The organism is Mesorhizobium sp. WSM4847, assembly GCF_055811335.1.
On the sequence record NZ_JBVVPY010000023.1, the window covers coordinates 30,394 to 44,654 of the forward strand.

Here is a 14,261-nt window from a genome sequence, read left to right on the forward strand (position 1 = left end):
AGCGACGACCTGGTGTTCACGGTCAGTGTAGACGGCACCGGCAATGTGACGCTCGACCAGAAGCGTGCGGTCGTGCATACACCCGACAGTGGGCCGGACCAGTCGACGACGCTGGCGGCCGCCAACCTCGTTCAGCTCACCGCGACCATCACCGACAAGGACGGGGACGACGAGGCGGCCATCCTCGACATCGGCCAGAACCTCAACTTCGAGGACGACGCGCCGACGATCAGCACCACCGGCACCCCGGCGACCCTGACGGTCGACGAGACCGACCTCACGACCGACACCAGCGCCAGCTTCGCGGCCAACTTCAGCTCGGCCTTCGGCGCCGACGGCGCCGGCACGCTGACCTACGCGCTGAACGTGGTTGCGGGTCCCTCGGGTTTGGTCGACACGGCGACCAATCAGGCGGTCGTTCTGTCGGTCACCGCCGGCGGCGTCGTTGAAGGCCGCACCGCTGTCAGCGACGACCTGGTGTTCACGGTCAGTGTAGACGGCACCGGCAATGTGACGCTCGACCAGAAGCGTGCGGTCGTGCACACACCCGACAGTGGGCCGGACCAGTCGACGACTCTGGCGGCCGCCAACCTCGTTCAGCTCACCGCGACCATCACCGACAAGGATGGGGACGACGAGTCGGCCACGCTCGACATCGGCCAGAACCTCGTCTTCGAGGACGACGCGCCCACCATCACGGGAAGTGGTACAGAGGCGATTGCCACGGTTGACGAATCTGATCTCGCGACCGACGGCACAGCTAACTTCTCGTCAAACTTCAACGGTGGCTATGGTGCCGATGGGGCCGGGACCACGACTTACGCGCTGAGCGTGATCGCGGGCGCATCCGGTCTTATCGACACGCTGACTGGTGAGGCGGTCAACCTGTCGGTTACTCCCGGCGGCGTTGTCGAGGGCCGTACGGCTATCGGTAACGCGTTGGTGTTCACGGTGACCGTGGACGCCGCCGGCATCGTGACGCTTAATCAGGACCGTGCAGTCATACATGATCCCAACAGCGGGCCGAACGATACCGAGACGTTGTCGGCGGATAACCTGGTCCAATTGACGGCGACCATCACCGACAAGGACGGTGATAGTGCCGCAGCTGTCCTCAACATCGGCCAGAACCTTGTCTTGACGGATGACGCCCCGACGATCGTCGACCAAGACGCCGCGACCGGTATCCAAGGGTTCGACGGCGACCCCGGCACGGCTGGTGCCCAGGGTGAGACCTTGACCAACGCGGTCGGTGCCCCGGCTACCGGTGTATTCGCGTTCGACATCGGCGCGGACGCTCACCTGCCGGCGTTCTACACGGGTGGTGGCTCCGACTTCGGTGATGCTGACCTCGTCACGGGTGGTGTCCAGCGGCTGGTGTTGACCGGCACGGTCGACAACGCGCAGAGCCCGAACATCACTAACATCTCGACGTCACTCACTTCGGAGACTGCCACCAGCGCAGTGTTCGCCTTCTCGTTCCATTACGACAAGGATCCGATCACGGCCGGTGTGCAGGACGCGACGGCGGGTGGCACGTTGACCTTCGACAAGGATGACGGCACGTACTCCATCGCCTTGAACGACGCGATCGACGGGTTCAGCTTCAGCGTCTTCCACTCTTCGGAGCTATTGTCGAAAGCACCTCCCGGTAACACCGGCCACCCCGAACTCGTGGTGACGGAGTTGGACGTCTTCGACGCGAATGGTGCTGACAACATCCCCGGCAACGCGGACGACGACACTGACGGGTTCTACGTGCAGTTCACCGCGAACTCGAACCCCGGCAGCAATGCTTTCGGGTTCAACGGGACGGGCGATGGTAACCCGATCGCCGGGGACACGACGTTCACCAACGGCCAGTTCGTCACCAGCGCCTTCGAGGATTGGGTGTCTGCCACGCAGAATACCAACGGCGTCGCCGGTGACACGATCCAGAAGGGCGAACTGCTCACCCTGCGGTTCTTCAACGAGAACATCCTTGGGGACGTGAACCCCGGCGCCCCCAATGGTGGTACCGAGAAGGTTTCCCCGACGGACGCCGTGGACGCTATCGCCATCAAGTTCGACGGCATCGGCAACGCCGAGGACCTTATCGTAGTCCTCGACCTGATCGACTACGGTGCTGACGGTGTCCTAGGTGGAACTGGTGTCAACGCAGACGTCGAGACGACGAAGTCGGTCTTCGTGCAGAACGCGGACTTCTTCAAGGGCAACACGGTGCCGGCACCGTATAACTCGGAGTTCACGCTCGACCGGAACGACGCCCTCGTGATCATCGAGAGCAACGACTACAACGCCACCGGCGAGCATTTCCAAATTCAGGGCATGCAGATCATGCAGTCCGGGAACGGGCTGGATGGTTCGGCCATTAACCTGAATCGAGTGACCGACAACCCGGGTACCGTCGCGGTGGAGGGTGCCAGCCTACAAACGGCGGGTTCGCTGCAGCAGTGGGAAGCTACGGACAACGACGTTCTCAAGATCACGGATATCGGCTTCATCCAGTCGACGTCCGGGCAGATCGGCGCCGACCTCGACTTCGCGGTCAACATCCAGGACGCCGACGGTGACACGACGGGCATACAGCACCTGCAGGTTGACGTCATCGCCTAGCATCTGACCAAAGGGAGGCGACTCACGTCGCCTCCCCGTACTGCCACCCACGATCCGTTGCACGAGATGACATCCGATTATGACGGGTGGTTCTGCTGCAACCGGCACGGCAGAGATAACAAATGATGAAAACGGCTAGACCATCTGCGTTGCAAGCAGTGATGAAAGAGGCCCGACGCGCGGTCAAGCCTCTTATCTGGTTCAGCGCCGGCATCAACGTGCTGATGCTGACCGGCGCGTTCTACATGCTCCAAGTCTACCAGCGCGTGTTGTCCAGCCACAGCCTGGAGACGTTGGTGATGCTGTCGCTGATGGCGGCAGGGGCACTCGCGACAATGGCCGGGCTGGAGGTAGTGCGCGGCCGCTTGTTGGCCACCGTCGGGACGTGGATGAACGCCCGGTTAGCCCCGGTTCTCCTGACCGCATCGGTTGAATACGCCGCCTCGGCACCTGGTCAGATCAACGCTCGGGCGCTGCGTGACCTCGACCAGGTGCGGAATTTCTTCACCAGCCCGAGCATATACCCGATCCTCGACGCGCCCTGGGCACCGATTTTCTTAGGCGCTATCTTCCTCATGCACCCTTGGTTGGGCTGGCTGGCAACCTGCGGCGGTATCGTGCTGTTCGCCCTGGCGTTGCTCACCGAGTACCTGACCCGCAAGCCACTAGCGGAAGCCGCAATCGCCCAGACGCGGGCTTACATGCAGGCCGAGCAAACGATCCGTAACGCCGAGGTCGTCCAGGCCATGGGCATGTTGAATCCCCTGCTCGAGAGCTGGAAGGCCCAGCAGGACGAGGCAAACAAAGGACAATCTCTCGCCAGTAACCGATCCAGCGTCATTTCGGCCCTCGCGCGGTCTTTCCGGCTGGCCCTCCAGATGGCCGTACTCGGCCTCGGCGCTTATTTGGTGCTGAGAAACGAGGCTTCACCCGGCATCATGATCGCCGCCGCAATCCTGATGGGTCGCGCGTTGGCCCCGGTTGAACAGGCGATCGGCACGTGGAAGGCGACGATCGGGGCACGGGCTGCCTACAAGCGTCTCGTTGCAATGGCCGGTCAACGACCGGAGGCCACATCGGCGCTGCCGTTGCCGCGCCCGAAGGGTAAGTTTGAGGCCGAGAACATTATGCTCGCCCGGAAGGACGGCGAACCGATCCTGAAAGGGATCAGCTTCCAACTCAAGACGGGTGAAGCGATGGCGTTGATCGGCCCGAGCGCGGCGGGCAAGACGAGTCTGGCGCGGGTACTGGCCGGTACTTGGCGTCCGACCGGGGGCCGCGCGCTGCTCGACGGGATGAGTGTCGTTGAATGGGCGGCGGAGGACCGGGGCCGTTACGTCGGCTACCTGCCGCAGGACATCGAGCTCTTCGCCGGTACCGTCTCCGAGAACATCGCCCGTTTTGCGTCGCTCAACCCCGCGGTTTTCAACAACGTGGTCAAGGCCGCGCAGTTGGCCGGCGTCCACGAACTGATCAAGGGATTGCCGAAGGGCTACGCCACCGAGATCGGTGAAGGTGGCGCGGCACTGTCCGGCGGGCAACGCCAGCGCATCGGGCTGGCGCGGGCGCTCTACGGCGACCCGGCGTTCCTTATCCTTGACGAACCCAATTCCAACCTCGACCACGAGGGCGAGCAAGCACTGGCCACTGTCATCGGCGGGCTCAAGGCGGCAGGTACGACCCTGATCTTGATCTCGCACCGGCCAAGCATTTTGGAAAAGGTCGACAAGGTGTTGGTGCTTAACCACGGCGCACAAGACCTATTCGGGCCGCGTGATGCCGTTTTCGGTGAACTCGCCAACCGCGCTCGCACGATGGCCCAGATGCCAAGAGCAATCCCGACGGTGGTCAAGCAAATGAACGACACCCAAGTCGTAAAAGAAGCATGAACACTATGAGGTCGTGCGGGTCTTGCAGTCTTTGTTGTAAGTTACCCGCGCTCGCTGAGTTTGACAAACCTATGAACACTTGGTGCAAGCACTGCGCCCCCGGCAATGGATGCAACATCTGGCCCAATCGACCTCAGACATGTCAAGAGTTTTGGTGTATATGGATGCTTAATCCGAACATGCCTGACAAGTACAAACCTGACAGAATCAATATGTATTTTGCGAGAACTGTCAAACAAGAGATTCTGCAAGTGTACGTCGACCCAGCTTATCCACGGGCATGGCGTGAAGGTAAGGGTAAAGAAGTCGTTAAATTTTTCGCGAAGAGTGGAAAACATATGTTCATTGTAGTCGGCCCTCGTGAACGACACTTTGTCCAAGCATTGGGGCAATCATTGCCTCAAAGCGTCAAGAACGTAATTAAGGAACATGGTGATCATGTTCTGACCAGTGAGGGATTATAAAAATGAACGTCGTGCCGTTCCCCGTCGCACCGCCCTCTCTCTTGGAGCCGCAACCCCTGCGTCTCATGGGCGTGACGTGCACCGGGTTCGCGATCATGTTCCTGTTCTTCGGCGTGGCCGGGGGTTGGGCGGCGCTGGCACCGTTGGACAGCGCCGCAGTGGCACCGGGCGTTATCAAGGTCGCCGGCGACCGCAAGCTCATCCAGCACCTCGAGGGCGGCATCATCGCGGAGTTGAACGCCGCCGACGGTGATATCGTCAATGCGGGCAAGGTCCTCATCCAACTCGACAACACACAGGCAAAGGCGCAGCTTGACCTGATCCAGAACCGGGTAGCAACGCGTGAGGCACTGGCCGCGCGTCTCAGGGCTGAGCGTGACGGCAAGGCCGAGATCGAGTTTGATCCGGCGTTGCTCGCAAACCCCGCCACTGCCGCAAAGGATGCGGTGGCCGCACAGCGTGACGTGTTCGCGGCGAAGCACCACAACTTGAAGGACGAGCGGGAAATGCTCAGCCAGCGCCGTCACCAAACCGAACAAGAGATAACAGGACTGGAGAAACTTGTAGTCACCGAGGACAAGCAGATCGAGGCGATCGAGGGTGAAAGCAAAGACCTCGAGAGTCTGCTCAAGAGGGGGCTGACCACCCGTGAGCGGAACCTGTTGCTCAGACGACAACAGCGGGAGATCGAGGGGGAGCGCGCTACCAACATCGCGGCAATCGCTCGTGCCAGAAGCGCCATGGCCGAGATTGGCATGCAAATCTTGAACCTCGACACAGTGCGGCTGAACGAGGCCGTCGAGGAGTTGAGCAAGGTCGAGGCGGAGTTGTTTGACCTCAGACAGGAGGAGCGTTCCGCCAAAGACGTGCTTGCCCGTACCAATGTCGTCGCACCAGTTGACGGCATCGTCATGGAGCTGAAGGTCCACACGGCGGGCGGTGTCGTGAAACCCGGTGAGACGTTGATGACAATCGTGCCGCTCGGACAACAACTCGTGGTCGAGGCTATGGTCAAACCAGAGGATGTCGAGACGATCGCCCCCGGACAGCCCGCGCGCGTCAGCTTCCCGGCCTTCGCCCGCTACAACCTGCCGCCACTCGACGGCGTCGTGGGGATCGTGTCGGCTGACCGCATGGTGGAGGAGCGCAGCGGGGCACCGTATTTCGCCGCGACCGTGTTGATCGACAAGAGCGAACTGGCCAAGCTGGAGGGCCGTAAGCTGCTGCCCGGCATGTCGAGCGAGGCGATGATCCGGACGGGTGCTCGCACCGTGCTTTCTTACCTCGCCGAGCCGATCACGCAGAATTTCCGCCGAGCCATGCGGGAAAAATAGTCACCTTTACTATCCGAGCCGAAGACAGAACTCGCCGGCCTTTGCCGTGCTGGTCGAAGCGCTGCGCTATCGCGGCCGAGCCAAAGTAACTTCATGCGTCGAAGCGGTTCGCTGCAAAAGGCGCGAGGCGGTCAGGATCGCCGCGTCCGGCAATCAGGTCGGCGACCATGCAGGCCGTGATCGGCGCCAGAGTGAGGCCGAGATGACCATGACCGAAGGCGTGGATCACCCTATGGCTGCCACGCGACGGACCAATGACCGGCCGGGAATCGGGCAGCGACGGCCGGAACCCGAGCCATTCGGATGAAGACCGGCCGAGTTGGGGAAAGAAGTGCCTGACACCGCGATCGAGCAGCGCCAGCCGGCGCGGATTTGCCGGCGCTGCAAGCCCGCCGAGCTCGACGGTTCCGGCGGCACGCAGCCGGCCAGTCATCGGCGTCATGTAGAAGCCGAGATCGACAGGACAGACCGGACGATTGAGCAGAGGCGCTTCGGTCGGGAATTCGAGATGATAGCCGCGTTCGGTCTCGAGCGGGACCCTGTCGCCGGCCTGCATGGCCAACGCCCGCGATTGCGCGCCCGCGGCGATCACCACCGTGTTCGCCTTGACGCGAAGACCGGATCCGCTGAGCCTGACACCGTCCGCCTCGACCCGCAGCCCGGTTACACCAGCCTGCGCCACCGACACGCCGCGGCCGGTCCCGGCATCGAGCAGCCGCCGCATCAGCGTCTTTGGATCGGTGACGTTCATCGAATCCGGAAAATACAGTCCGCGGGCACCGGCCGATGGCAGGCTCGGCTCCAGCGCGGCCACCTCTGCCGGCGTCAGAACCTCCTGATGCACGCCAAACCCGGCGCGCAGCGCCCTGCCCCCAGCCGCCTTGGCGAAATCGCTCTCGCGACGATATAGGTAAAGGCAGCCGTTGCGGCGCAGCAGATCGGCCATATCGGCCTCTTTTGCCATCTCCTCCCAGGCCGGCAGGGCCTCAGCCAGAAGCCCGGCGAGCGCCAGCGCATTGGCACGGGTGGCCGCCGGAAGCGACTCTCTGACAAAACTGACCAGCCACGGCGCCAACTGGAACAGAGCCGGCCAGCGCAGCGAAAAAGGGCTGTCTGGATCGAGCAGCAGTTTTGGCAGCGCGCGCAGAACGGCCGGATTGCCGACCGGCATACAGGCATATTCGGCGATCGTTCCGGCATTGCCGAATGAAGCGCCGGAGCCCGGCTCATTGGGGTCGACAAGCAAGACTTCGCGGCCCTCGGCGGCAAGGCGGAGCGCCGTCGCAAGCCCGATAACGCCAGCGCCGACAATGGCGATTTCAACGGTTTCCGCTGCTGCCACGACCATATCTTCTCGTTTGACCATGATCTTTTCCGAAAACCGGCCCCCACTTTTCGGGATCATGGTCTAGACGAAGCCAGGCAGTTGCAGATGCCCGGCCGCGAGCAGTTCGGCCATGGTGTTCAGCGCCGTGCGCAGATCGTCGAGCGAGCGCGCGGCGCCGACATTGATGCGCACTCCGTGCTGCACCGGCTCGCGCCCGACCGCGAAGGCATCGCCGGGAAGAACGGCAACGCCACGTTCCAGGCAGGTACGAGCGAAACCCGCGCCGCGCCACGGCTCCGGCAGGCGCAGCCAGGCATGCGTCGAGGTGGCGTGGCTCTGGACATCGTATCGGCCGAGGATTTCGGTGAGGATGGCCTGGCGCTGGCGAAGCTCCTGCTTCTGGGCTTCGATGATACGCGCCGCCGAGCCCTCTTCTATCAGCCGTGCGCCGATCAGCGCGGTCAGAGGGCTGATGCTCCAGCAGTTTATGCGCAAAGCCGCGGCGACCTGCCCGGCTATGGCGCGTGGCGCGATCACAAAACCGAGGCGCAGTCCCGGGGCAAGGCATTTCGACAAGGCGCCGATGTGAACCGTCAATTCGGGCTCGAGGCTGGCAAGCGACGGCGGCGGATTGTCCGCCAGCGGCCGATAGACGTCATCCTCGATGATGAGGACGTTATGGCGACGGGCGACAGTCACCAATTCGTGCCGGCGCTCCTCGCCCAGCGTGATGGTGGTCGGGTTGTGCAGGGTCGGCACCAGGAAGACCGCGCGCGGGCGCAGCTGCGCGCAGGCCGCCTCGAAGGCGTCGGCCCGCATGCCGCCACGGTCCATGGCGATGCCTCTGAGATCGAGCCCATGCACCCGGCATAGCGCATTGATGCCCTGATAGGTCACTTCGTCGGCGAGCACGACCTCGCCCTGCCTGGTCACCGCGCCAAGCACGCAATCCAGCCCATGCTGGGCACCCGCCGCCAGCACCACCCGGCCGGGATCGCCGTTGCCGGCGACCGGCTGCATCCACTCGGCAATCGCCGCCCTCGCCCACAGCGGCCCCTCGGGCGGGTGATAGTCCTGAAGCGTGGCGTAGTGCCGGTCCTTAGCCAAGCGCGGCAGCAGCAGGGCCAGGGCTTCGAGATAGGCCGAGGTTGCCGGCCGGTTGACGGAAAGGTCGATGACGCCGCTGTCGTCGCTTGGTGCCGACACGAAACCGGGTCCTTCGCCGCCGTTGCGGGCAGCGACCGTGGTGCCGCGTCCGGGCCGCGCTTCGAGCAGGCCGCGCTGCTGCAGCGTCGACAGCGCCCGCGTCACCGTGGTGACGTTGATGCCCAGTGCGCGGGCAATCTCGCGCTGCGGCGGCAGCCTGTCTCCAACGGCAAGCGTGCCGGCTGTAATCCGTTCGGCAATAGCGTCAGCAAGGCGCCGGTAGACCGGGCCTTCCTCCGAGGCGAGTTGCAGGTCCTGAAGCATGCGGATTGGCGGTTTCGGTGTGTTGACACTCTGGCTACCGGCGCATCTAGCATAAGACAATGTTCCGGACAATAGCGCTTGTCCGGTGCCTAATTCCAAAATCCGGGCTGAAAATCTCACACAACACCGAAGAAAGCCGCTTGACGGGCAAACTTGTCTGCATCTATGGTTCTTTTGGCGATTGATTGTGTGAGCATACAAGTTTGGTTTGCCGCCTTGCGCGGCCAGCGTCAAGCGAGACCGGCACATGGACGGCAAGCACCATTTCGTTTCGACAAGCGGCCATCGCGGGCGCTCAACGGAATTCCGTCCGTGATCGCCGAAGCGACAGGCCTGTCACGCGACAGCGCGGGTCCGGCACCGGAGGTCAACGTCGGCAGCCCCGATACCGGTGGCCGGGGATTTGTCGAGTTCGTCGATGTCGAGAAATCCTATGACGGCCGCACGTTCGCGGTGACACGGCTGAACCTCAGCGTGGCGCGCGGCGAGTTCCTCACCCTTCTCGGCCCCTCAGGTTCGGGCAAGACGACGACGCTCAACATGCTTGCCGGCTTCGAACGGCCGACTTGCGGCGTCATCACGCTTGAAGGCCGGTCGGTCGACAGGCTGCCGCCCTACGAACGCAACATCGGCATGGTATTCCAGAACTACGCGCTGTTTCCGCACATGAGCGTCGAGGAGAACGTCGCCTTCCCGCTCTCGGTCCGCAAGACCACCAGAGCGGACGTGGCATCCCGCGTCGGCCGCGCGCTCGACATGGTGCGGTTGCGGCAATTCGGCGACCGGCGGCCGGCGCAGCTTTCCGGCGGCCAGCAGCAGCGCGTCGCGCTCGCCCGCGCGCTGGTGTTCGAGCCAAGCCTGGTGCTGATGGACGAGCCGCTCGGCGCGCTCGACAAGAAGCTGCGCGAGCACATGCAGATCGAGATCAAGCAGTTGCACACCATGCTCGGCGTCACCATCGTCTATGTGACGCACGACCAGAGCGAGGCGGTGACCATGTCGGACCGCGTTGCCGTGTTCAACAATGGGGGGATTGCCCAGCTCGGTTCGCCTGACGATCTCTACAACACGCCGGAGAGCTCGTTCGTCGCCAGCTTCATCGGCGAAAACAACACGCTGGAAGGCAAGGTCGAGCGCGTCTCCGGCAAGGAGTGCCGCGTCGCGCTGCACGGCGGCGGTTCGGTCGCCGCGCTGGCCATCGGCGTCGCCGAAGGCGCGGCCTGCCATGTCGCCATCCGCCCGGAACGGTTGAAGCTCGCGCCCGCTTCGAACGGTGCAAATGCGTTAGCCGCCACGGTCGAAGGCCGCATCTATCTCGGCGACCACCAGCGTCTTCTGGCCAGGCTGGAAAGCGGCCAGCTGCTGACCGTCAAGGTCGGCCCCGAAGCGACCATGGACAACGGGGAGCCGGTCACGGTTTCCTGCGCGCCCGCCGACTGCCGCGCCTTTCCGGCCGATGCCGGAACGGGCGGTTCCATCTCGAAAACAGGGGAATAAGAACAATGAAAATCACAAAAGACCGGCTGTTCGCCTTCGCGGCAGCCACAGCATTCATCACCTTGGGAAATGCCGCTTTCGCGGAAGAGCTTTCGATCATGGCCAGCGGCGGCGCCTGGCAGGATGCCCAGCGCAAGGCATGGTTCGAGCCGTTCAGCAAGGAAACCGGGATCAAGATCGTCGAGCAGGAATATCTTGGCGATCTTGGCAAGGTCAAAGCGATGGTCGATACCGGCAACGTGCCGATCGATCTGGTGACGGTCGAGACCGCGACCGTGCTGCAGGGTTGCGACGCCGGCATTCTCGAGCGGCTCGACTATTCCAGGATCGCCCCGCGTGAAAAGTTCATCGAAGGTTCGGCGCTCGACTGCGGCGTCGGTCTCGACGCCTATGGCGATGTCCTTGCCTATGACCCCAACGTGCTGAAGGAGGCGCCAACCTCGGTCCTCGACATCTTCGACACGACGAAGTTTCCGGGCAAGCGTGCGATGCGCAAGTTTCCGGCACAGAACCTCGAATGGGCACTGATGGCCGACGGGGTCGCGGCGGCCGATGTCTACGAGGTGCTGGCAACCCCCGAAGGCGTCAACCGCGCTTTCAAGAAGCTCGACACCATCAAGCAGGACATCGTCTGGTGGGATGCCGGCGCACAGCCGCCGCAGCTCCTCGCATCCAAGGAAGTGGTGATGACCACCGCCTGGAACGGCCGTATCCAGAACGCCATCGACAAGGACGGGGCGCCGTTCAAGATCGTCTGGAACAACCAGATCCTCGAATATGACATGATCGCCATTCCGAAGGGCGCCAAGAACCCGGATCTGGCCTACAAATACCTTGCCTATATCAGCCAGCCGGAAATCAACGCCAAGCTCGCCAGCTACATCACCTACGGGCCGGTGCGCATCGATGCGGCCTCCTTCGTCGCGCCGGACGCCCTGCCGAAATTGCCGAACGCACCCGACCACATGACCGCTTACCTGGTCGCCGATACCGAATTCTGGGGCGACTATGGCGAGGATCTGGTCAAGCGCTTCAACGCCTGGCTCGCGCAGTAGGGAAAATGTCGGCGCTCGAGCCCACGAAACTGGACCGGCCGCGGGCAAGCCGCGACTGGTCGGCCGCCGATTCCGGCACAGCAAAGTCGGTTGCGGCTGCACTTCGCCGCGCCGATCTCGGCGACCGCCTGCGATCGCTGACGCTGGCGGCACCTTTGCTGGTGCTGCTGGCATTGAGCTTCGGCATCCCGATTGTCCTGTTGCTGTCGCGCGCCGTTTATGATCCGACGATTGCCGACGCCTTGCCGCAGACCAGCCAGGCATTGCGCGGCTGGAACGGCACCGGACTGCCCGACGATGCTGCGTTCCTGGCCCTTGCCGCCGATCTCCGCAGCAATCAGGCCAAGGGCACCGCCTACGAACTCGCCAAGAGCCTCAACGCCCGCCTCCCCGGCGCGCGCAGCCAGGTGCTCAAGACGGTGCGCCAACTTGAGGCTGCCGACCGGCCGCCGCTGGAGGTGATGAAAGCGGTGCCGTTCTGGTCGGCGCCGGGCACATGGCCGGTCATCGAGAGCGGCACCCATAGCGTGACGTCGTTCTATCTGCTGAGCGCGCTTGACCTGCGCTGGAATGCCGATGGCGGCATCGAAAGAGTGCCACCCGAACAGGCGATCTTCGTGCAGGTGTTCATGCGCACATTTTTGGTCGCCGCAGCCGTGACGCTGGCCACGCTGGTCCTGGGCTTCCCCCTCGCCTATCTCATCGCCTCCGTGCCCAAGGGCCTCGCCGCAATCCTCATCGTTGCGGTGCTGCTGCCGTTCTGGACGTCGATCCTGGTGCGAACCGCGGCCTGGACGGTGCTCCTGCAGAAATTCGGCCTGGTCAACGACCTGCTGCTGTGGCTCGGCGTCGCCGACGACCGGTTCGATTTGATGTACAGCCGCATCGGCCTGATCATCGCCATGACCCACATCCAGCTGCCGTTCACCCTGCTGCCGATCTACAGCGTCATGCGCACCATCCAGCCCTCGCAGATGAAGGCTGCCTATTCGCTCGGCGCAAAACCTTTCACCGCGTTCCGCCGCGTCTACCTTCCACAGGTCTTTCCGGGCGTCATGGCCGGCTGCCTGCTCACCTTCATCCTCTGCCTCGGCTACTACATAACGCCGGCGCTGATCGGCGGCGCCAGCGACCAGCTGATCAGCAATTTCATCGCCAGCTATGTCAATGTCGAACTGAATTGGGAGATGGCGGCAGCGCTCAGCTTCATCCTGCTCGTCTTCACCCTAGCGCTGTTCGGCATCTTCGCCCGCATCCTCGGCCTCGACCGCCTCAAGCTGGTATAGCCATGTTGCTGTCTCCCTATCCAACGACAGGCGAAAGAATCCGCATCGCCCTGCTCTGGCTGTGGTGCGGCATGGTGATCCTGTTCCTCCTCGTGCCGATCCTCATTCCCGTTCCCTTGTCGTTCAACAGCGGCGCCTTCTTCATCTTTCCGCTGGAAGGAATTTCGACGCGCTGGTACGAGGTCGTGCTCGGAACCCAGCGCTGGCAGGCAGCCATCGGCAACAGCCTGATCGTTGCGTTCGGGACGACACTGATCGCAACGATATTAGGCACGTTGACGGCGATTGCACTTTCCGACGAAAAATTTCCCGGCCGCCGCATCGTCATGCCGCTGCTGTTGTCGCCGCTGATCGTGCCGGTGGTGATCACCGCCGTCGGCTCGTATCTGTTCTACGCGCGCGTCGGCCTCGCCAGCACCTATGCCGGGATCATCCTGGCGCATACCGCGCTCGCCAGCCCGTTCGTCGTCGTCACGGTGGGGGCGAGCCTCTCCGGCTTCGACCGCAATCTGATGCGCGCCGCCGCCATCTCCGGAGCAAGGCCGATCACATCGTTCTTCAGGGTGATGCTGCCGCTGATCCTGCCCGGCGTGCTGTCAGGGGCGGCCTTTGCGTTCGTCACCTCGTTCGACGAGGTCGTCGTGGCGCAGTTCCTGGCCAGCGCCAATCAGCGCACGATGCCGCTCGAGATGTTCATCGGCCTGCGCGAGAAGCTCTCCCCCGCAATCACCGCCGCCGCGTCGCTGATGATGGCATTGTCGATCGTGCTGCTCGTCGTCGCCAATCTTCTGGCCCGCCGTGGCAAGCAGCGACCGCGCATCGAGTAGGAATGTCGTGCGGCAGTCGGCCGAGCCGCTATAGGTCTGCCTGCGTCAGGCTGCTTTACGCTGCGATTTCCATGTCTCGTGGTGCTTGCCCCACGCCGACATGACTGTCACCGCATCGTTCAGACTAAAGCCGAGCGGCGTGATCGAGTATTCCACGCGAGGCGGCACCTCGTCATAAGCGCGCCGGCTGACTAGTCCGTCGGCTTCCATCTGCCGTAATTGCTGCGTGAGCACCTTCTCGCTGACGCCAGGCAACAAGCGGCGCAGTTCGGCAAAGCGGTATGGCCGCAGGTGCAGTTCCCATAGCAGCGAGGTTTTCCACTTTCCGCCGATGGCCTGCAGCGCGGCAGCAAAACCGCAGCTGTCTGGTTCCTTGCGCCTCATTTGGCAGCTCCTGTCATGATGGCCATAGCTTACCTCAAGGTGCGTACTTCTCAACACAGCAAGAATTTATATCTTCGGACTGAGCGCGCCAAACATGAAAACGGACCCTCGT

General features: G+C 63.1%; 10 protein-coding genes. 7 read left to right on the forward strand and 3 right to left on the reverse strand.

The features are described from left to right. From AC0L28_RS27150 to AC0L28_RS27160, 3 genes are all read left to right on the forward strand, one after another. A partial coding sequence (locus tag AC0L28_RS27150) for a DUF5801 repeats-in-toxin domain-containing protein (protein ID WP_473481322.1) occupies positions 1–2,616 on the forward strand: 2,616 nt, incomplete at its 5' end. A gap of 125 nt (positions 2,617–2,741) precedes the next feature. Continuing rightward, complete coding sequence (locus tag AC0L28_RS27155; protein WP_473481422.1) at positions 2,742–4,505, forward strand: type I secretion system permease/ATPase; 1,764 nt, start codon at positions 2,742–2,744, stop codon at positions 4,503–4,505. A 466-nt stretch (positions 4,506–4,971) separates the two neighbouring features. Continuing rightward, complete coding sequence (locus AC0L28_RS27160; protein ID WP_473481324.1) at positions 4,972–6,303, forward strand: HlyD family type I secretion periplasmic adaptor subunit; 1,332 nt, start codon at positions 4,972–4,974, stop codon at positions 6,301–6,303. A 91-nt stretch (positions 6,304–6,394) separates the two neighbouring features. On the opposite strand, the gene AC0L28_RS27165 is transcribed toward AC0L28_RS27160, so the two are convergent. Further along, complete coding sequence (locus AC0L28_RS27165; RefSeq protein ID WP_473481326.1) at positions 6,395–7,669, reverse strand: NAD(P)/FAD-dependent oxidoreductase; 1,275 nt, start codon at positions 7,667–7,669, stop codon at positions 6,395–6,397. Between the two features lie 42 nt (positions 7,670–7,711). After that, a complete protein-coding gene (locus tag AC0L28_RS27170; protein WP_473481328.1) occupies positions 7,712–9,100 on the reverse strand; it encodes an aminotransferase-like domain-containing protein in 1,389 nt (462 codons plus the stop codon). Positions 9,101–9,412: 312 nt separating this feature from the next. Here AC0L28_RS27170 and AC0L28_RS27175 point away from each other — a divergent pair, with 312 nt between their 5' ends. Genes AC0L28_RS27175 through AC0L28_RS27190 form a run of 4 tightly spaced genes read left to right on the forward strand, consistent with a single transcriptional unit; the run spans position 9,413 to position 13,765 of the window. Continuing rightward, on the forward strand, positions 9,413–10,597 hold the full coding sequence (locus tag AC0L28_RS27175) for an ABC transporter ATP-binding protein (protein ID WP_473481330.1): 1,185 nt from the start codon (positions 9,413–9,415) through the stop codon (positions 10,595–10,597). A gap of 5 nt (positions 10,598–10,602) precedes the next feature. Next, positions 10,603–11,652: an ABC transporter substrate-binding protein gene (locus AC0L28_RS27180; protein WP_473481331.1), complete on the forward strand. Its 1,050-nt coding sequence runs from the start codon at positions 10,603–10,605 to the stop codon at positions 11,650–11,652. A 5-nt stretch (positions 11,653–11,657) separates the two neighbouring features. Beyond that, entirely contained in the window at positions 11,658–12,938 is a 1,281-nt protein-coding gene (locus AC0L28_RS27185) for an ABC transporter permease (protein WP_473481333.1), read from the forward strand. 2 nt (positions 12,939–12,940) lie between these two features. Continuing rightward, a complete protein-coding gene (locus tag AC0L28_RS27190) occupies positions 12,941–13,765 on the forward strand; it encodes an ABC transporter permease (protein WP_473481335.1) in 825 nt (274 codons plus the stop codon). 45 nt (positions 13,766–13,810) lie between these two features. On the opposite strand, the gene AC0L28_RS27195 is transcribed toward AC0L28_RS27190, so the two are convergent. Then, positions 13,811–14,149: a winged helix-turn-helix transcriptional regulator gene (locus AC0L28_RS27195; protein ID WP_023799150.1), complete on the reverse strand. Its 339-nt coding sequence runs from the start codon at positions 14,147–14,149 to the stop codon at positions 13,811–13,813. Positions 14,150–14,261 lie beyond the last annotated feature (112 nt).